This is a genomic window from Pedobacter sp. 22163, assembly GCF_052045595.1.
Lineage (GTDB): Bacteria > Bacteroidota > Bacteroidia > Sphingobacteriales > Sphingobacteriaceae > Pedobacter.
The window spans coordinates 479,568-500,815 of sequence record NZ_JBQEPM010000005.1 but is presented as its reverse complement, the minus strand read 5'-3'; the positions used below and the strand labels follow the sequence as shown (position 1 = coordinate 500,815).

Below are 21,248 nucleotides of genomic sequence, written 5' to 3'. Positions count from 1 at the left end.
TATCGGTGGTGTCCACCTCTTCCCATTCCGAACAGAGAAGTTAAGCCCACCAGAGCCGATGGTACTGCGGTAACACGTGGGAGAGTAGGTCGGTGCCAAATATTAAAAGAAACCCTTCAGCAGAAATGTTGAAGGGTTTTCTTCGTTTATGGGCATTTCCGTTTCTTCCCTCCCGATAGCCATCCGGACCGGACAGAGAAGTTAAGCCCACCAGAGCCGATGGTACTGCGGTAACACGTGGGAGAGTAGGTCGGTGCCAAATATTAAAAGAAACCCTTCAGCAGAAATGCTCAAGGGTTTTCTTCGTTTATGGGCATTTTGTTCTGTACCCTTCACTTTTCTCAACATAATCTTCTTAATGCCCTTAAAACCTTAATGGTGAAAGGAATTGTAACAGCGGTTATTTCTGTCATTAAAGGAGTCTATGGCCATTCTATTATGCTCCGCTAATTTTTGCGCCATTAAGGAGTGAAGAAAAGTTAAGGCACTGCTCTAATATATCTTCTTAATGTCCTTAATCCCTTAATGGTGAATGGAATTGTAACAGCGGTTATTTCTATCACCGGATGTTCCTTAATGCCCTTAATCCCTTAATGGTGAAAGGAATTGTAACAACGGTTACTTCTATCATTAAGGAGTTAAGATGAGTTAAGAGGTTGTTCCCGCAGATTACGCTGATTTGCACAGAGTATATTCATCAATCGTTTACACTTCAATCCCAGGTTCAATAGCCCTGATGGCAGCGGAAATCCCTTTTGGGCAGCGGTAGATTGTCTATCCCAAGGGTTTCCAAAAAGGATTGCAGCGTACAGCAGGACGGAACCCGACCTACATGTTACTGTTACTGCGCTCCTAATAATAAACCTGTAAGTAAGCGCTCTATATTCTTTGTGTATAATAAATAAACCATTTGTGCCAATGTTGATAATTTTAGCAACATTTAAAACTGATTTAGCGCTAAATGTGTTAATATCACAAGGTTTGCCACAATATTTAGTTATCTTTGTTTTTAACAAAAATATAAGTATAAGTAATGAGTTTTTTTGCAGATAAAAGAAGGGAAGTAATGTTGCATATTGAAAAATATATGCTGGAGTCGATGGGAACTTATTTGAAACCGATCGATACCAACTGGCAACCTTCTGATTTTTTACCAGATTCTACTAGTGAAACATTTTATCAAGATGTGAGAATTTTAAGGGATAACGCAAAAGATCTTTCTTACGATTTAGTGGCCGTTTTAATTGGTGATACCATTACTGAAGAAGCTTTACCAACATACGAATCGTGGTTAGCCATGGTTGATGGACATAGCAGGGACGAAGAAGGTGGCTGGATGAAATGGGTTCGCCATTGGACTGCAGAGGAAAATCGTCATGGTGACTTGCTAAATAAATATTTATACCTATCAGGTCGTGTTGATATGCGCCAAATGGAAATTTCCACACAATATCTTATTGCTGATGGTTTCGATATTGGTACTGGGCATGATCCATACCGTAACTTTATCTATACTTCTTTTCAAGAATTGGCTACCAATGTATCACACAGAAGGGTAGCTTCTTTAGCTAAAAAAGACGGTGATACGTTATTATCTAGAATGTGTGGCGTAATTGCGTCAGACGAGGCCAGACATGCAAAAGCTTATAAAGATTTCATGAACCGTATTTTTGAGGTTGATCCTAATGAAGCAATGTTGGCTTTCGAAGATATGATGCGTAAGAAAATTGTAATGCCAGCCCATTTCTTACGTGAGGTAGGTTTGAAAATTGGCCAAACATTTGGTCACTTTACAGATGCCGCACAACGTTTAGGGGTATATACTGCAATTGATTACGTTGAAATTATGCAACAGCTGATTGAAGATTGGAAAATTGAGGGGATGCGTGATTTAAACGAAGCTGGTGAAAAAGCCCGCGATTATATTATGGCTTTACCTTCGCGTTTATTACGTGTTGCCGAGCGAATGAAAAACCCTACTATAGACTATAAATTTACCTGGATTGCTGGTTAGATTTTTGAATCTTTAGTTAATAAAATTATATGAGCCCTTATCAAATCGATAAGGGCTTTTTTTATTACATGTTTCTTCTGTATTGGCCACCAACTTCGTAAAGTGCCTTGCTGATCTGGCCTAATGAACATACCTTACAAACCTCCATGAGCTGTTCGAAGATGTTGTCGCCGGCAATAGCCGATTTTTGAAGTTGTTTCAAGAGTTCTGGAGCACGATCTGCATTTCGGTCCTGGAATTTTTGTAATGCCGAAATCTGATATTGTTTTTCGTCTTCTGTAGCGCGGATTACTTCACCAGGAACAATAGTAGGTGAACCATTCTTGTTTAAAAAGGTATTAACGCCTACAATAGGATATTCGCCTGTATGTTTAAGCGTTTCGTAATACAGACTTTCTTCCTGAATTTTTCCGCGCTGGTACATCGTTTCCATCGCACCCAACACCCCACCACGATCGTTGATGCGTTTAAATTCGGCAAGAACAGCATCTTCTACCAGATCAGTTAATTCTTCGATGATGAAAGCGCCTTGTAAAGGATTTTCATTTTTAGCAAGCCCCAATTCTCTGTTAATAATCAATTGGATCGCCATAGCCCTCCTTACCGATTCTTCTGTAGGCGTTGTAATGGCTTCATCATAAGCATTGGTATGTAGGGAATTACAGTTATCATATATCGCATATAAGGCTTGCAAAGTAGTGCGGATATCATTAAAATCGATTTCCTGGGCATGTAACGAACGGCCAGAAGTTTGGATGTGGTATTTAAGCTTCTGTGAGCGGTCATTTCCTTTGTATTTATTTTTGATGGCTTTGGCCCAGATTCTTCTGGCTACACGCCCAATAACGGCGTATTCCGGATCGATTCCATTGGAGAAGAAGAAAGATAGGTTAGGGGCAAAATCATCGATGTGCATGCCTCTGCTCAAATAATATTCTACAAAGGTGAATCCATTGCTTAAAGTGAAGGCAAGCTGCGAAATTGGATTAGCGCCTGCTTCGGCAATGTGATAGCCTGAAATGGATACTGAATAGAAGTTCCTCACTTTTTCATCGATGAAATATTTTTGGATATCGCCCATCATCCTTAAGGCAAATTCTGTAGAAAATATACAGGTATTTTGTGCCTGATCTTCCTTTAAAATATCGGCCTGAACGGTTCCTCTAACCGAACTGATGGCTCTTGCCCTGATCTTGGCATAAATATCGGCAGGTAAAACCTGATCTCCGGTAAGGCCCAAAAGCATTAAACCTAAGCCATTGTTTCCTTCTGGTAAGGCACCATTATAGGTTGGTCGCGGTATATTTTTTGCTTTATAGATTGAATCAATTTTGGCCTGGACTTCTTCTGTTAAATCATTTTCCATAATGTATTTTTCACATTGCTGATCGATTGCTGCATTCATGAAAAAGCCTAACAACATTGGTGCTGGGCCATTAATGGTCATGGATACCGAAGTGGATGGGGCACAAAGATCAAAACCTGAATACAGTTTTTTAGCATCATCCAAAGTGGCAATACTTACACCCGAGTTCCCGATTTTTCCATAAATATCGGGACGAATATGTGGATCTTCTCCATAAAGTGTAACAGAATCAAAGGCAGTAGATAAGCGGTGCGCAGGTTGACCTAAAGAAACATAGTGAAAACGTTTGTTAGTTCTTTCTGGACCACCTTCTCCTGCAAACATCCGTGTTGGATCTTCGCCTTCTCTTTTTAACGGGAATACACCTGCCGCATATGGAAATTCGCCTGGAAGGTTTTCGGTTAACAGCCATCTTAAAATATCGCCCCAATCTTCATATCTCGGTAGCGAAACTTTAGGGATATTCAGCTTTGAAAGTGATTCGTAAAATAAGGGTTGTTTAATCTCTTTATCGCGGACTTTATAAATGAAAAACTCTTCTTTGTAAGCTCTTTTGGTATCTGGCCATTGGCGTAATAAACGCCTGCATTCGCCATCTAATTGCTCTTCGAAGAAATGGTAAGTTGCGTTTAAGTTTTTTAATAGCCCGTCCTGCAGATAGCCCTCCAAAAGAGGAGAATTAACATCGCCAGCCAAATCAATTACACCTTTTAATTGATACATTTTCCGGGCGATGGTTGCCTGTTTATCTACCCATTCATTATACGTTTGACTTGATTCGGCAATTTCTGCCAAGTAACGGATGCGATCGGGCGGAATGATGTAAATTTTCTCTGATTGATCGGAGGTGAGTTCCATTTTGGCTTTGAAATCAGTTCCGGTTTTTACCTTGATCTGTTCCATTAAGGCCACAAACAGGTTATTCATACCTGGATCATTAAATTGTGATGCCATAGTTCCATAAACTGGAATTTCACCATCCTTCGCATCAAAAATATTATGGTTGCGTTTGTATTGCTTGCGCACATCTCTTAGTGCATCTAAAGCGCCTCTTTTATCAAATTTATTGATCGCTACCAGATCAGCGAAATCTAACATATCGATTTTCTCCAACTGTGTAGCTGCACCAAATTCAGGGGTCATTACGTATAGGGAAACATCACAGTGTTCGGTAATTTCAGTATCTGACTGGCCAATGCCTGAGGTTTCTACAATAATTAAATCGTAACCAGCGGCTTTGCAGATATCGATACTTTCCTGAACGTTTTTGGATAGTGCAAGGTTGGCTTGCCGGGTGGCTAAAGAACGCATGTAAACCCTCGGGTTATTGATGGCATTCATCCGGATACGATCGCCCAATAAAGCGCCTCCTGTTTTTCTTTTGGAAGGATCGACAGAGATAATTGCTAAGGTTTTATCTTTCACTTCTACCAGGAAACGGCGTACAAGTTCATCTACCAGTGATGATTTTCCGGCTCCGCCCGTTCCGGTGATACCTAAAATAGGAGCGGTGTTGTTTTTGGATAGTTTTTTTAATTCATCTACAAATTTCTGTGCCCCTTCAGGATCATTTTCTGCAACGGTAATGGCGCCAGCAATGGCTTTAATATCTTTTGTAGGAATAGTTTCGAGCTCGTTAGTAATGCTGGCTTTGGTAATGAAGTCGGTTTGGATCAGCATATCGTTGATCATGCCCTGCAAACCCATCTTACGGCCATCATCTGGAGAGTAGATTTTAGAAATTCCATAAGCCTGGAGTTCCTCTATCTCAGAAGGTAAGATTACGCCACCGCCACCCGCAAATATTTTAATATGGCCTGATCCTCTTTCTTGCAAGAGATCGTACATATATTTAAAGTATTCAATGTGTCCGCCTTGATAGGAAGTCATTGCAATGCCCTGAACATCTTCCTGAATGGCACAGTTTACCACTTCATCAACCGACCTGTTGTGGCCAAGATGGATGACTTCGGCACCTGAAGATTGGAGGATACGGCGCATGATATTAATTGTAGCATCGTGTCCATCGAAAAGGGAAGCGGCAGTTACAAAGCGGATTTTATTTTTGGGCTTATATATTTCTACTTGTTGCATACGATAGGATTTAAAGGATCAGTATGCTCAAATAACCAATCCTTGTCCAAATATATTTGGTATGCAAATGTACTAAAATAAGCAGTTTAAACAGCGAATACCCTATACCGTTATGGCTTTTGGTTCAGCTATAAATCCTGCGCGAATTGCAGTAAATAACCGTTATTATCATAAATGGCAAATTCTCTCATGTTGTATTCAAAATATTTAAATTATGATATTTTGCATCATCTAAATAAGAAAAAAGCTGCAATTTTTACCATATAAGACATTTAAGAAAATATAAGCTTTAGTTCGATTGATAGTTATTTATAATGATTAATTTTTTGCTCCTTACCCAACGCGATCGTCATGCTGAATTTATTTCAGCATCTTTCCTGCAAAAATAGACCCTGAAATGAATTCAGGGTGACGACTCTAGTTTAAATACCTTTAAAACAAAAAAAACTATGCTGGTGGGCATAGTTCTTATAAATTATTTATTGGTGATTTCGGTGATCGGTTCTCCGACGGTTCCATTTGGCATTTGAATATGTAGCAAAGCCGCTAAGGTTGGTGCAATATCAGTCATGTAATGTGTTTTATTGGATGCTCCAGCTTTGATTCCCCAGCCCATAAAAACCAATGGAATGTGCGAATCGTATGGGTTCCAGTTTCCGTGCGTTGTACCTGTGCTGCTGCCGTTAAACCAGTTTGGTTGTAAAACATAGTAGATATCGCCACTTCTACGCGCATTGTATCCATTAGTAATCATCTTTTTCTGGATTTCCTGAAGTGTGCTTTGCGCTATTTTAGGAATATCAACTGCATTTTGGAAACCCTCTAATCTTTTTAAGAATTCTACTGCTGCCGATTTAATTACATCAAAACTTACATCACCTTTATCGGTTTTATCATGATCGAAAATGATCTGATTATTCTGAGATTTTAAAACCAGATTGTTTACCTTAAATTTGTCATTTAAGTAAGCATTTAATTTGTTTGCAATATCACGGTCACTCACTACGCCTGAAGGCATTTTATTTTCTTGCATAAAGCCTGGTACATGCGCAGCACCATGATCGGCAGTTAAAAATACCGTGTAATTTCCTTTACCTACTTTTTTATCCAGGTAGTTGAAAAACTCTTCGAAATCTTTATCCAAACGTAAATAAGTGTCTTCTGCTTCTACTGAGTTCGGACCATAAGCATGACCAACATAATCAGTAGAAGAGCAACTTACAGCTAAGAAATCGGTAATGTTATCCTGTCCTAAATCTTCAGAAAGGATTGCTAATTTGGCTAGATCTAAGGTGATGGTATTGCCGTAAGGCGTGCTTCTGATGGCGTCGAAATTTTTATCAATGTTTTGGGTAAGCTGATGAGGGAATGTGCTCGATTTGCCTTCGTATGCTTTCTCATCTACTGTGCTATTAACATAGGTATTCATGGGATACAATGTTTCCCAGTTTTTTGCATAGAACTTGTTTGCTAATTTCAATTTATTGTAATCGGCAATCCAGGTTGGCACTTCTTTCATATAATAAGTACTGGTAATCCAGTTTCCGGTACTACCCTGGTACCAATATGCTGCATTTGCCGCGTGGCCAGCAGGAAGGATCGAACCCCTGTCTTTTAATGAAATACCAATTACTTTACCTCTAAAATTTGTAGCTAACCTCAGTTCATCAGTAATGGTAGTGGTTAGCATATTTTTTGGCGACATATTCCCTTCAGAAGATGGGGTACTGCCTACAGTTGATACAGAAGAATCCTCCGTACAGTACACATTCTTTTTGGTTTCAGGATCGTACCAGTCATTACCGATAATACCATTAACAGCCGGAACCGAACCTGTGTAGATACATGTGTGGCCACAGGCAGTATAAGTTGGTGTATAAGGAATAAAAGTATTTTCTACAGAAAAACCTTCATTAATTAATCTTTTAAAGCCTCCATTGGTATAACGGTTATAGTAGCGGTATAAATAATCCCAACGCATTTGATCAACCACTAAGCCAACTACCAATTTAGGGCGGGCCATCTCGGCAGGAAATGCTTTAGGCTGTGTTGTGGAAGTTTTTTTAGTTTGGGCTGAGGTGAGTGCGATTGAAAAAATAGAAATGGAAAAGATTAGACAGAATATTTTCTTCATTGTGTTTTAGTTAAAGGGCTAAAGTAATAAATTTAGGTAAAGCTACTTTGAAGTTTGTGTAAAGATTTTATATCGCTTCGGCCACTACAAATGTGCTTCCGCCAATAAAAACAAGATCTTTTGGATCAGCAGATTGAATAGCCCTTTCTTTTGCTTCTGCTACAGATGCATAACTGTTTCCATTTAGATTGAATGTTGCCGCCTGTTCTTTAAGTTCATCTGCTGCTAAACCACGTTCTAAATCTGGTTTGCAAAAATAATACGTCGCATTTTTAGGCATCAGGGATAAAACTTTCGAAATATCTTTGTCCTTAACCATACCAAAAACAATATGTAGGTTTTGATAAGGGGTTTGTGTGATGTTTTTGATTACCTCGGCAATGCCAGCTTCATTATGGCCGGTATCACAGATTACCAATGGATTTTTACTCAAGGTTTGCCAACGCCCCTGTAAACCGGTTTGTTTTTTAACCTGGCTTATTCCTTTATAAATCGCCTCTTGATCAATTTTAATTTCAGTTTTCTCGTTAAGTATGGTGAGGGTTTCTAATACGGTTAAAATGTTTTTGTGCTGATAAACGCCGGTAAGATCACTTCGAAGATTCTTGTATTTAATTTCACTATTCTGATAAACAGATAGGGAAAGTTTATTGTTCCTGATCTTAAAATCCTGAGCCCTTAACTCCGCATCAGCAAAAACAATTGTAGCACCCACTGCTTTAGCTTTACTGATAAAAACCGGAGCAGATTCTGCTTGTGTTTCGCCGATTACAACTGGAATATTTTTTTTAATTATACCTGCCTTTTCGCCAGCGATTTCGGTAAGCGTATTGCCCAGCATATTCATGTGGTCGAGGCTGATATTAGTGATGACCGAAATTTGCGGTGTAATGATATTGGTGGAATCTAACCTTCCGCCTAAACCCACCTCAATTACGGCCACATCAACCTCATGTTTGGCAAAATGATCGAATGCAAGGGCCACAGTAACTTCGAAAAATGAAGGCTCGGTTTTTTCGATGAGTTTTTGCTGTTCCTTTACAAATGATACTACTTCAGTTTTGCTGATCATTTTTCCATTGATGCGGATGCGTTCGCGGAAATCTTTCAAGTGGGGAGAAGTGTACAATCCTGTTTTATATCCCTTAGCCTGTAGTACCGAAGCCAGCATGTGCGATGTTGAGCCTTTTCCATTGGTACCTGCCACATGGATACTTTTAAATTTATCCTGTGGATTATCCAAAGCCTCGCAAAGAATAATGGTATTAGTTAAATCTTTTTTGAAAGCAGACGCGCCAACGCGGGTAAACATGGGGAGTTTACTGTATAAAAAATCAAGCGTTTGTTGGTAGTTCATAATATGTGTCAAATATAAGTTGACTGGAGTTATTATGAAACGAAATGAGAATATTTTGTTGTGTGATGACTTCGGAAGTTTTGCTGGCTTGTGCGGTGGAGAACTTCGGAAGTCTTTGATTTTGTAAGATGGTCTGTGAGACACAGACAATGGAGATGATGCACCGGACGTGCAGTTAGATGTTGCCATCTGACTGATATTCGTTTATAATCGGTAATAAGTGTTTGTTGAAGAATCCAACTATAGATTATTAGATAACAAAATAAGTTTCTGTCAGATAGTAATATCTGACAGAACAATAGGCACAATAAATAATAACCCAAAAAAACTGGTCTGTGAAGAAACAGACCATGGATGTTTTCTTATTTAACTTTAAAGTTGAACATCACAATCCCGGTTTGTACATCGGGTGCTGATTCCAATTTGTTTAAACTTGCACCCAACACCGCCTGTTCACATTTCCGCCAAAGTGCTAAATCGGATAAGGTAGTACCTTTTGCGCCTGCACGGGCCTGAACCACTTTACCATTTTTGTCTACGCGGATTTGAACGGCAATTTTTCCCGCACTTTGTCCATCATCCTGAATTCTAGGGATATCGATGAATTTTCTGCTGGCCAATGATAACTGTACATTGCCATTTCCAGAACCACCTTCTCCATAATTTGATGCCAATGGATCGCCATCTTTATCACCTTGGTTACCTGGTGTTTTTCCGGTACCATCTCCCTGCCCTTGGCCAGTATTCTTTTTGCCTTTGTAAAGCGCATTTTGGTTAATCACGGGTTTAGATGGCTTATCTTCAGCTACCGGAGTTGGTGCCGCAGTAGTCGGTTTTGTAGGTTTGGTATTTACAGCAATGGCATCTTCCGTATTTTGGGTCTGAATTTCCTTCTCAGTATTTTCGGTAGAGGTAGTTGGGGTCACTTTTTCTTCCGGCGTTACCTTATCAGGCGCTTTACCATTGGCATTTGGATCTGCCGATGGCTCTTCAATGCTGGTATAATCATCGCCCATTCCTTCTGCTGAAGTTCCGTAATTTACAACCATACCACCCATACCCACTTCTTCAGGTGGCTGGAACGAGCCAATCACGATAAAAAAGCTGATCAACAATAAAAAGCCCATAATTCCGCTTGCTATGGCAATGGCCTTAGGGTAATTGTTTTCCTCGTTAGATATTTGCGCTTTGTAGTTCATTATTTTTTAGGCTCAACGGCTACAACAAGTTTTAATTTTAATTTATTGGCAATATCGTTTACCACAAATCCATCCTGATAAGTCACGTTACGCGATACATATAAAAGAATGGTCATATCTGGTGCCAATTTTTGGTATGATGCCAATGTTGGCTCTAGTTCTTCAATGCTAACTGGTTTCTTTTCAACGAAATATTTTAAATTTTCGTCTATCGTAACGGTAACTGCTTTCTTGGCGGTAGATTGCTGTCCGCTAGATGATTGTGGCAACAATAATTTAACCACCGTAGGATTTACCACGGCAGAGGCCAGTAAGAAAAACAGCATCAGGAAGAACATAATATCGTTCAACGCTGAAGTATGTACTTCTACCGATCCTTTTGTTCTTTTGCGTAAATTCATTATTTGCCTGGTTCTTCTAGTAAATCAATAAAATCAATTGCATCGGTTTCCATTTTAAGGATGATTTTTTCGACCATAATGTTTAAAATGTGATACAGTACGTAAGCAATAATACCGATAATCAATCCGGTTGCAGAAGTAATCATTTTGGTATATAAACCACCAGAAATGGTACCGATTTCAATCGCACCTTTTATTGATACCTGGTGGAAAATGGTAATTACACCCACAATTGTACCAACGAAACCAAGCATTGGCGCAATACCTGCAACAATACCCAATATACTGATGTTCTTCTCTAATTTAGAAACCTCTAATTTACCAACATTTTCAATCGCACCTTCAATGTCTTTAATCGGGCGACCAATGCGTTTTAAACCTTTTTGCAACATGCGCGAAAGGGGAGAGTTATTATTTCTTAAAAGCGACATTGCGCCCTCTAAATTTCCTGATTGGATATAAGATCTAATCTGACCCATTAGATTCGATTCGTCTTTGGTTGCTTTTTTAATGGTTAAATAACGTTCAAAGAAAATAACTAAGGCTAACAATGCTAAAAAAGCCAATGGAACCATTACCCAGCCGCCTTTGAAAAGCAGATCGATGAAATGGAGTTCTGGCTGTGGTTGTGTTACTGCTTGGTTAACCGCATTTGCTGTGTCTTGTAATGCTTGTGTGGTGTCCTGAATTAATAAAGTTATCATTATGGTTGTGTGTTGTTAAATATTTGTTGTACGTAAAACCCTTTTCCTTTTAGTTTTTTCTGTAAAATATCTTTCTGCTCTTCAGCCTCTTTTTGTGTTTTAAAACTCGCAATGCTTACTTTTTTCCATGGGCCGGCCATATTTGCAATTTTAGCATTTAAACCTCGGGCTTTAACTATGGCAATATATTTTTCGGCTCCTGCAACGGTTTTATAAGATGCAGCAATAACATCAAACGTAGAAGGACCAGTGTTTGGTACAATTTTATTTTCTTTTGGTGCTTCTACAATAGGTTTAATCACGGGTTTTACCGCTACTTTTTTAACTGTATCTGCTTTTTTCTGAACCTGATTGGCTTTTAAAATGCTATCTGTTTTGGCTATAGAATCTTGTTTTGCTTTTAGGGTATCAACAAAAACCTTTGGCGAATCGACAATTACTTGTGCGGGTTTTACAGCTTCAGTTGCTTCACCTGTAAATAATTCTGGTTTAACCAAAAAGGTTATTGCTGCAATAACAACCAAAGCTAATATTGCAATTGTAATCATTAACCAGGTAGACATACCTTGTCGTGTTTCGTCTCCATGTTCAATTGGGTCGTGACCAAAACGATTAGGATGCTCTGCATGTTGCTCTTTTATAAATGCAGGGGCTTCAATTACAGGTTCTTCTTTTTTAGCTTCCTCTTCTAAATTGATGTATGTTTTAGGTTCCTCTGTTTGCGACCTAAGCGAAAAACGGCTCGAAGGCTCATTTTGTGGAATAACCGTTTCCGGTACCTCCACGGAATTGATTTCTTCAGGTGCTGAGGTATTATGTGTAGGAATTAATTCGTCCTGTGCGTCGTCAGCTTCAGGCGTCTCAATTGTCTGATGTTCGGCAGTGATATTTTCTACTTCCGATTCTGGCGTATGACCAAAGCGGTCTGGGTGCTCTTCGTGCTGTGCTACAACTGATTCAGGAACTTCTACAGCTTCAGGTTCGGCATTAGTATTTTCTACCTCTTCTTTAGGTGTATTTTCAGCAGTATTTGCTTCATCTTGTGCTTCAGTAGATTCAGGTGTTTCAATTGCCTGATGTTCGGCGGCGATATTTTCTACTTCCGATTCTGGTGTATGACCAAAACGGTTAGGATGTTCTTCATGCTGTGCCACAACTGATTCAGGAACTTCTACTTCTTCAATAGTATTTGTTACTTCTTGTGTTTCATCAGATTCAGGCGTTTCAATCGCATGTTGTTCAGCAGCGATATTTTCTACTTCCGATTCTGGTGTATGACCGAATCGGTTAGGATGTTCTTCATGCTGTTCCTTAATAAATTCTGGTGCATCAACAATTTCTTCTGTAGGAGTTTCTGAATGTTTTAAAGTGTTTTTAAGATCATCTTTAACTTCATCCAATTCTATATTTTCGATTACCGGAGCCTGGTATGATTTATTCTCAAATGGTGATGGTACCACCGGTGCTTCAGCAATTTCGTCGTAAACTTCTTCCTCTTGTTGAGCTGAATCAGTTTTTATTTCCTCAATTACGGTTTCTGTTAATGATGGAAGTCCGTAAAATTCAGAACCATAGTTCATATTTTTAACCGGTTCGAAACCTAATCCTTGTTCGGTAAAAAATAAGCGCCCAGTATTTTGAAGTTCGGCCTCATGGTCTAATTCTAATTTTTGATTTACTTCTTCAACAAACTGGGCAATATGATTATGGGCATCATCGTTGTTGATGTTTGTTTTAGCTGAAATGAAATTGGCTAAAGCGTCTTCTTCTATTACTTCTGCTGAAAATTGCAGCGTATATCCGGGAGGCAAAAACGTTTGTTTTTCCTTATCGTATCTTCCTGGGTATTTCTTTTTATAAAAGGTGCCCAAGCCGGTAATACCAACTTCTTTGCGTTGCTGCAAGAGTTCTAATAGGTATGATAAGATATCCATTCGGGTAAAATTAAGCGTTTAAAATTAAAAATTATATTCTACCTTCAAATAGTGTCTATGGGTGCTATTACACATCCTATTCCAAAAAGGGGACAATAACGAGTACAGTTTTGTTATTTTAATCATGAAAAAAATCACAGTTTTTTAAACCTATATCTGTATCCGTGCAAAGATAACGGTTACAAAGATAGAAATGGTATGCTAGTAAGCAAATCGCTAAATCGATATAATATCGATTTTGAAGCTAAAGCTTAAGCTATAGAAACGTTTTACTATAGAAAAGCGTATGTAGAAACGGAACGGGAATGTTTTAAAATGGACGGTGAAGACACCGTCCATTAAGTTTTCTTAGTAGCGGGTAGAAACACCCACCACAAGAATTTAACAGTTATGGGGAAAACCTACGGACAAGGAACGGTAGTAGACCAGTCTGTACTTTCCATGTTAAGTAAGCTTACGGTGTGGCCATGCCCAGTTGCATCAGCAATGGTGGTCCCGGTACCTTCGTCAAATTTCCAATAGGCTTCGAGGTTGGTGCTGGTTGCACTTACACTGCATTTAATGGCTGAAATTGTCGACTGTGCCAATGCCGATTTCCAAACCCGCATTTCATCAAACTGACCGTTAAAACCCCTGTTGGCATCCCAGCTTCTCGAAATCTGGAATGTGCCGTTGGCAGCAATAGTACCAGTTGCACTCATGCTGGCATCTAAAGTGCCATTGATGTAGATTTTCATGGTCGAGCCATCGTATGTCGCCGCAATATGATACCAGGTATTGGCGCTTAGCGCCGTAGCGGAGTTTAGTTTTTTAGGCGTTGCACCACCTGTGTTCAATACAAACTGCACTTTATTATTGGCTAAAGAAGCATCGCCCAAACGAAGCAAAGCTACATTGGCATCGCTCACTTCTATACCCATAATGGTCGAGATATTTGGAGCAGTAGCTTTAAAAGCAGTTGGTTTAACCCATGCTTCGTAAGTTAAGCTGGTGCCTGCAAGATTGAATGTATTCGAATTTAAGTACTCATTAGTACCGTCGAAAACCAATGAGCGGTTTCCAGCTACTGGTGTTGTACCTCCATTACCATCAATACAGTTTGGTTTTACAGCAGTTGCAGAACCGTAAAGTACGTTAGACATGGCCGATAGCTTAGTTTGTGAGTTGTTGGCTACGTTATAAACCATGGCACTGGCCAAACCATTATTTTTTACGTAAGTGGCTACCGCTGCCTGATCACTATTGCCTAAATCGGTACCTAAACCTAATTTGCTTTTAGGCACACCAGCATTAATGTATGGCTGTAAACGGCCGGCATAATCTGTTGAGAAGTAAGTTTGCTCAAATACATAATCTAAAATATCGCCCAGTTTTTGGTTGTTATAAGTAGAATTAAAATAATTGGCCTGATTAAATGCAGCCATAGTAATGAGCTTATCGGCACCCATACGTGCGCGTAGCGCTGCTGCGGCAAGAACTAATGAACCGTTATTTGCTGTACAGGCAGAATACTCATCATCTATGTCAATTCCATCTAAACCATATTGTTGTACCGCATTGGCACATTGAATGGCAAAGGCATCAGCTTGTGCATAAGTGGTAAAACAGCCCCAGCCTGCATTTTGGTGGTTTCCAAGTACATCCAGCACAACTTTTATGCCTAATGATTTGAGGTAAGCAACTTTGCCCGAATTTAAGGTCTCTTGCACCTGTGGATTGAAGTAAAGGGTAGGGATACCATTTACCGAATTGATGTTGGCAGCGAAAATAACAGAAACACCAAATAACTGACTGGCAGAAGTACCGTAGGTATAGCAACCGGGATTTACAAAGTTGTTGCTGTTTACTTCTACATAGGCGGTCATGAATGGACCAGTTAAGGCGAGGGCAGAAGCATTGATAGCAGCTCTGGCAGTACCCTTGGTGTTTAATTGGTTGTCTTCTTTTTCAGAATTGGCTTTTTTACAAGCATACAACAGGGCGAAAGCTGTTAACAGCAGTGCGCCGAAAACGGTTAGTTTTCTCATAGGTTTAAAAATTTTGGTTAGAAATTGGTTTGATATAAAAAAGGTAGGACAACTTTCGTTATCCTACCTGGTGGTATTTGTGTGTTAGAAGTTCGCTTTATTCACGTCCCACCATAATCTGGTACCGCCATTGTCTGGTCCGCCTAAAAGGCCAACCGCTTTAACAACCTCGGCACTGTTTCCGTTTCCATATTCTGTTGATGGGAATGGCAATCTTCTGATCTGGGTTTGGGTATTTATAGTTCCGCCACTGTTATTATTGGCTACTGTAAATAACTTAGGGTAACCCGTACGTCTGTATTCAGACCAGGCTTCCTGCCCATCAGGGAAGATAGCCAACCATTTTTGTGTAATAATGCGCTCTAATTTTTGTTCATTGGTAGAAGTAGGGTCCCATTTTACGGTTATTGTACTTACAGCTGCAGCATTGTTTGCGGCATTTTTCGGATCTACATAAGCAGTAGGTATACTGGTTGCATCTGATAAATAACTTCCTGCAGCTACGCCCCATTGCTGTAATGAGGTGGTGATTCCGGTCTCATAGTTGGTTTGTGCATCGCCTGCACCTGTCCAGCCACGTAATGCGGCCTCTGCTTTTAAAAACCAAACCTCAGCAGCAGTCATTAAAATTTGTGGTGCTTTTTGTCCGATTGGTGATTTCACATTATCAGTAGAGTTTAAGGTTGAATAAGTTTTATAACCTGCTTTACCCAAACCATTAAATGAAGTATTTGCACCCGATCTGATTCCTACATATTGCCCCGTAAATAAAGGATCGGTAGCAGGCCTGGCGTAAACTGGTAAACGCGGATCATTATAGCCTACCAAATACGTTTGCAAAGCTGCACCTAAAGCATTATCACCATCGTAAGCAACGGTAACCACCCATAAATCATTATCTCTTGTACCCGACTGCGCTACGGCCGCATTATCTGCTGCAGTTGTTAATAAACCGCCTGGTGCACTTAAGGCTTTTTCAGCCTGAAGTTTTGCTGTAGCCGCATCGGCCTTTACAATACGCGTAGCTAAACGCAAACGTAAAGAGTTAGCCAATTTTAACCATTTCATCGGATCACCTGCATAGATTAAATCGCCTTTATCATAAAAAGCCGTTTTGCCAGGATTAGCTGCAATATAAGTTTGTAAGTTATTAGCTGCTGTATCGATTTGTTTAAAAAAAGCATTATAAACCGTTTTCTGATCTTCATAAGCTGTAGATACCAAAGAAGAACCAGCTGTAGTATATGGAATAGGGCCAAATTTATCGGTTACCCTACTCATGGCCATTACCTGAACCAAAAGGGCAATTCCCCAGGCTTCCGGCGATTTAGTTTTTACTTCGCTCTGCCCAATTTTAGAAATCGGAGCCATTACATAGTTATATTGGTCGTTAAAACCACTACTGTTCCAGCCATCGTTAAGCGAATAGCTCATGTTGTTAATTCCTCCAAAAGGGTTCGGGGCCATCATGTAACCACTAAAAGCATCAGCACTTAGGTTTTGTGCAATCTGATAGTTATGGAAAATTTCCTGCTCAATTGGGCCAATTGCCGATTTCAAAAGCGCGGTAGTCTGCTCAGGTGAAAGTGCAGTTGGGTTGGTGTTAAAATCTTCAAAGTTTTTTGTACATCCAAAATTTAAGGCCATCAAAGATGCCAGCAAAACAGCAGACAATCCTTTAATCCTGTTATTCGAGGATTTATGATATATAGTTTTCATGTTGTTTTTTGAATAGAATTAAAATGATAAATTTAGATTGAAGCCTAAACTGCGCGTTGCAGGTTGGTTAAAAACATCTACACCAGATAAACCATTCCCGGTAGACATTGTGATTTCGGGATCAAAAGGAGCCTTTTTATAGAAATAAAACAGGTTTCTTCCGGTAACCGAAAATTTAACACTTTTAAATGTTTTACCGGTTAATGGAAGGGTATAACCTAAAGCAGCTTCTCTTAAACGTACTACCGTAGCGCTATAGATATATTCGCCCGATACGCCGGATCTGCCACCAACAAATGAATAGTAAGCTTGTGGGTTAACTGTTGTTGATACTGCGTTGCCTTTTGTATCTACACCATCAATTTTAACACCGCCCTGGGCCCTGGCATTCCCAGTTGCTTCAGATACACCTGCTTCGTCCATTAAAGCTTCGGTAAGCGATAATACCTGACCGCCAAACTTACCGTCGACCAAGAAGCTTAAGCTAAAATCTTTGTAGTTGAAACTGTTGTTCCAGCCCAATTGGAATTTTGGGTTAGGATTGCCCACATAGTTAAATTCTTTACTTTTTAAAGGTGTATATGGCGAAGCTGTTGTGCCGTCTCCACCTATTATGATGCGGTTTTGTGCATCTCTTTGTAAGGTATAGCTATAAATATCGCCATAAGAGCCACCCACTTTTAACCTCGAAATATAAGAGGTATTGCCCGCACCTGTTAAATCTACACTGTTAATTTTATCGGCAGAAGCGATATCTATGATTTTATTTCTGTTTAATGAACCGTTTATTGAAGTGTTCCAGTTCAGCCCGTCGCCTTTTACAACATCAGCACCTAAAATAAACTGGAAACCTTTGTTCTCTACATTACCCGCATTCAGGTATCCTGTTGATACCAATGAAGATGGAGGTGCAACTACAGGAATATATTGGTTTTTGGTATTGGTTTTATAATAGGTAAAGCTAAAATTGATTCTGTTTGATAGGAAACGTAAATCGGTACCTACCTCGAACGATTTTGTCCTTTCAGGTTTTAACTCTCTAAATGCAGCATTGGTGTTGAAATTTAATGCACCGTCTGATTTTAAAGTGTTTTGAATAAACGTAAGATATGGCGGTACGGTATTTCCAACTTCTGCATAAGTTCCTCTCAATTTGGCATAGGTAATGGCCTCAGGAAGTTTGAACATCTGCGAAACAATAAATGATAAACCAACCGAAGGATAGAAATAAGAATCGTTTGGTGTATATGATAAGTTGGAAGACCAATCGTTTCTGCCTGTTACGGTTAAGAAAGCCCAGTCTTTATATGAAATATTGGCGTTGCCAAAAACGGCCTGTAGCTGGCTGTGATTAGGAACAATAGGAACTACGTTACTTAATGTATTTCCGCTAAAGGTGCCTGGAAGGGCAACGATCGTGTTAGCTGGTGAAAAGAAATCGACCGCCGAAAGGTTGCCACCTAAAGATAAACCTGAAGTTTTCTGATCGTTGATGCTTCCACCGATTAATCCATTCACTTTAAAATCGGAACCAGTCATTGGAACGGTAATATTGGCAATCGCATCTACATATTTCTGAACATAGGTTTGGTTGCTCTGTGCAAAATAACCTGTTCCGGTAGAGTTGAAATTGGTCGCAATACCCGAGTATCTACGGTTTTCATAATCATCAGTGGTACGGTCCATATTTCCCCTAACCTGCACATTTAACCATGGTGCAACATCGTATTTAACACTTCCACTCAATAAGAAACGGTTACGAACAGATGTGTTTGGATTTAAATTGGTTAACCACCAAGGGTTTTGGTTAATGTCGGCCGGACCGCCTAACCAGTTTTGGCGTGCGCCACCTGTATTGCCAGCCAATAAATACTGATCTTTATATGGGGTAATGTCAACACCTCTAGGGAAAAGATACAAACCCAATAACGGATTTAAATATAAACCTAAAGATGGGCTGTTATTGATGCGTTGATTGATGTAGTTTACACTTCCATCTACTGTTAATTTATTGTCGAAAAACTTAGCTGTTTCGCGCAGGTTTAAGTTGTTCCGGTTTAACTTGTTGCCAGGTTGAATACCGCTGGCATAGGTGTTGGAATAGGAAAAATAAGTTTGTGCCATTTCAGAACCGCCAGAAAGATTTATCGCATTCGAAGTATTAATCCCCGTTTTGAAAAAATCTTTTAAATTATCTGTCGTATTGCCGATTCCACCGCCCCAGCTATCTCTTATTGTGGTAGACGCAGGTCCGTAACTGTTCTGGAACTTTGGCTCGTAAGCGATATTATCAATGGTTACACCTGATGAGAAACCAATTTCTGCTTTGCCTGCTTTACCCTGTTTGGTGGTAATTAAAATTACACCATTCTGCGCCTGGCTACCGTAAAGGGCAGCTGCTGATGCTCCTTCTAAAACAGTAATGCTTGCAATATCATCAGGATTAAGGTTAGAAATACCATCGCCACCGTCTTGACCGCCACCGAATACACTATTCTGCTGGCCATTGGCATTACCGTTATTACTGATTGGTACGCCGTCAATGACATATAAGGGCTGGTTGTTACCACTCACCGAACGGCTTCCTCTTAAAATTACCTTTGCAGAACCACCTACACCCGAAGCACTTGGGCTAATGGTTAAACCAGCAACTTTACCGTTAAGGGAGTTCATTAAGTTAGGACTTTTTACTTTTGATAATTCATCGCCCGATACCTGTTGTGTATTATAGGTTAAGGATTTTTCTGATCTTTTTACCCCTAAAGCAGTTACCACCACGGTTTCAAGATTTTTAGCGTCAGGGGTTAAAGTTATATCAATGGTGCTTTGCGTACCAACGGTAACTTCTTTGCTTTGGTAACCGATAAACGAGAACACCAAAACATCGCCTGTTTTAGCCGTTATGCTATATTGGCCTGAGGTATTGGTTTGGGTGCCGCCTTGCGCGCCCTTTATAGTAATGGTTACACCTGGTAAGGTAGCGCCCGTTTCATCTTTTACGGTTCCTTTAATCACATCCTGATAAACAGCATGGAAAGAAACTGCACGATTAAAATGATCAATTGGTGCAGCTGCATACAAGCCTGTGGATGCATAGAGCAATAAGCACGTTAGCTGTAAAGATTTTTTCATATTCATTATGAATAATTTTGAATAAGTATTTGGTTAATTGTTTGCCGCCTTCGGGATTTCCATCCATCCGGTTTTATAGTTAAGAGCATTTTGCTTACACAAATTGCCTACAAGGGAATTGAATTATTTTAAAATATTTTTTGTTAGATTTTTTCGATCGTTTTAAATGTCTGCGTGGCCCAGCAACCCGCAGCTCCAACCAAGGCCGCATCTTCATTTAATTTCGAAATATGTATTGGAGAAGTGATGCCCTGCGAATGGAGGTATTTAACCACACCAGGAATAAAACGGTTCGATGCGTTGGCAATATTACCACCGATTACAATGGCTTCAGCCGCATTATCCTGCTGAAATTTTTTGAGGAAAAGCCCAAGGTTATGGCTAAACTCAGCAAATATTTTGCGTACAGTTTGGTTATCGTCGTAAAGTTTGGTTAGTTCTCTAACATTTAGGATATTAAATCCTGTGAGTTCGTAATAACGTTTTAAGAACCATCGTGTAGAAAGATAATCTTCTGTTATGCCATCTAAAAAAGGAGCACACCATAAATTGGCATCGTCAACTTTTCCCTCATTATAAACCGCACTTCCTAAACCTGTTCCCAAGGTAATACCAATCAGGTGCTGATAGGTACGTGCCTCACCTGCAAATACTTCTCCAGCCAAAAAGCAAGCAGCATCGTTACTCATCAAAATCTGATCCCGGTCAATATGAAGTTCACTGGCAAGCATATCTTTTACATTAAGGCCATAAAATGCGGCATACTTATCATTTCCAGCGATATAAGAAATTCCATTTTCATAATCGAAAGGACCCGGCATAGCAATACCCAAAGGGCCAATTTGGATATCTACCTTCTTGTAAGCTGCTTTAATTGCATTGCACCAGGTATGGATAATCTGTTCTGTTGGACCGTGAGAATCGACACGTTCGCGCGTATAGGATTTTTTAAGAATATTCCGCTGCTGCATATCGAGTACGGCAGCCGTAATGTGCGAACCCCCGATATCAATGCCCATCACATATTTGTTTTTATTCATTGTTTTCTGCTTCAATAGATCTATAAATGGCTTGCGCCTTATTATTGCACCGAATGAAGAGTCCTTTTTTTGTTAAATTGCCTACAGCGGGAAGATTTTTTTATGAAATATTTTTTATTACCTTACA

At 39.7% G+C, this 21,248-nt stretch carries 12 protein-coding genes and 1 rRNA gene; 2 read left to right on the top strand and 11 right to left on the bottom strand.

All coding sequences use genetic code 11. The features are described 5' to 3' along the window. Positions 1 to 101: ribosomal RNA gene (rrf, locus tag ACTJKN_RS16035) — 5S ribosomal RNA — on the top strand; the annotation flags it as partial. A 932-nt stretch (positions 102 to 1,033) separates the two neighbouring features. Further along, positions 1,034 to 2,014 (top strand): acyl-ACP desaturase, encoded by a 981-nt coding sequence (locus ACTJKN_RS16030; protein WP_440826554.1) that lies wholly within the window; start codon positions 1,034 to 1,036, stop codon positions 2,012 to 2,014. Positions 2,015 to 2,078: 64 nt separating this feature from the next. Here the strand turns inward: ACTJKN_RS16030 and ACTJKN_RS16025 are convergent, their stop codons facing one another. The 11 genes from ACTJKN_RS16025 to ACTJKN_RS15975 all read right to left on the bottom strand — a co-directional run bounded on the left by ACTJKN_RS16025 (position 2,079) and on the right by ACTJKN_RS15975 (position 21,121). Next, a complete protein-coding gene (locus tag ACTJKN_RS16025; protein ID WP_440826552.1) occupies positions 2,079 to 5,474 on the bottom strand; it encodes a methylmalonyl-CoA mutase family protein in 3,396 nt (1,131 codons plus the stop codon). 475 nt (positions 5,475 to 5,949) lie between these two features. Further along, positions 5,950 to 7,608, bottom strand: coding sequence for an alkaline phosphatase PafA (gene pafA / locus ACTJKN_RS16020; protein ID WP_440826550.1), 1,659 nt, complete (start codon positions 7,606 to 7,608; stop codon positions 5,950 to 5,952). A gap of 67 nt (positions 7,609 to 7,675) precedes the next feature. Beyond that, positions 7,676 to 8,965, bottom strand: a complete 1,290-nt coding sequence (locus tag ACTJKN_RS16015) for a bifunctional folylpolyglutamate synthase/dihydrofolate synthase (RefSeq protein ID WP_440826548.1) — start codon at positions 8,963 to 8,965, stop codon at positions 7,676 to 7,678. A gap of 362 nt (positions 8,966 to 9,327) precedes the next feature. Continuing rightward, positions 9,328 to 10,164 carry an energy transducer TonB gene (locus tag ACTJKN_RS16010; RefSeq protein ID WP_440826547.1) on the bottom strand — a complete coding sequence of 279 codons (837 nt, stop codon included), beginning with the start codon at positions 10,162 to 10,164 and terminating at the stop codon, positions 9,328 to 9,330. Next, on the bottom strand, positions 10,164 to 10,565 hold the full coding sequence (locus tag ACTJKN_RS16005) for an ExbD/TolR family protein (protein WP_025144642.1): 402 nt from the start codon (positions 10,563 to 10,565) through the stop codon (positions 10,164 to 10,166). Before ACTJKN_RS16005 ends, ACTJKN_RS16010 begins: the two co-directional genes overlap by 1 nt. After that, the gene (locus tag ACTJKN_RS16000) at positions 10,565 to 11,269 is read right to left on the bottom strand and encodes a MotA/TolQ/ExbB proton channel family protein (RefSeq protein ID WP_029279915.1); all 705 of its coding nucleotides are present in this window, start codon (positions 11,267 to 11,269) and stop codon (positions 10,565 to 10,567) included. Before ACTJKN_RS16000 ends, ACTJKN_RS16005 begins: the two co-directional genes overlap by 1 nt. After that, on the bottom strand, positions 11,269 to 13,203 hold the full coding sequence (locus ACTJKN_RS15995; RefSeq protein ID WP_440826545.1) for an SPOR domain-containing protein: 1,935 nt from the start codon (positions 13,201 to 13,203) through the stop codon (positions 11,269 to 11,271). Before ACTJKN_RS15995 ends, ACTJKN_RS16000 begins: the two co-directional genes overlap by 1 nt. Positions 13,204 to 13,604: 401 nt before the next feature. Further along, a complete protein-coding gene (locus tag ACTJKN_RS15990) occupies positions 13,605 to 15,230 on the bottom strand; it encodes a LamG-like jellyroll fold domain-containing protein (protein ID WP_440826543.1) in 1,626 nt (541 codons plus the stop codon). Positions 15,231 to 15,314: 84 nt separating this feature from the next. Then, positions 15,315 to 16,949 carry a SusD/RagB family nutrient-binding outer membrane lipoprotein gene (locus ACTJKN_RS15985; protein WP_440826541.1) on the bottom strand — a complete coding sequence of 545 codons (1,635 nt, stop codon included), beginning with the start codon at positions 16,947 to 16,949 and terminating at the stop codon, positions 15,315 to 15,317. Between the two features lie 18 nt (positions 16,950 to 16,967). After that, positions 16,968 to 20,081, bottom strand: coding sequence for a SusC/RagA family TonB-linked outer membrane protein (locus tag ACTJKN_RS15980; RefSeq protein ID WP_440826539.1), 3,114 nt, complete (start codon positions 20,079 to 20,081; stop codon positions 16,968 to 16,970). Positions 20,082 to 20,224: 143 nt separating this feature from the next. Continuing rightward, positions 20,225 to 21,121: an ROK family protein gene (locus ACTJKN_RS15975; RefSeq protein WP_440826537.1), complete on the bottom strand. Its 897-nt coding sequence runs from the start codon at positions 21,119 to 21,121 to the stop codon at positions 20,225 to 20,227. Between the last annotated feature and the right edge of the window lie 127 nt (positions 21,122 to 21,248).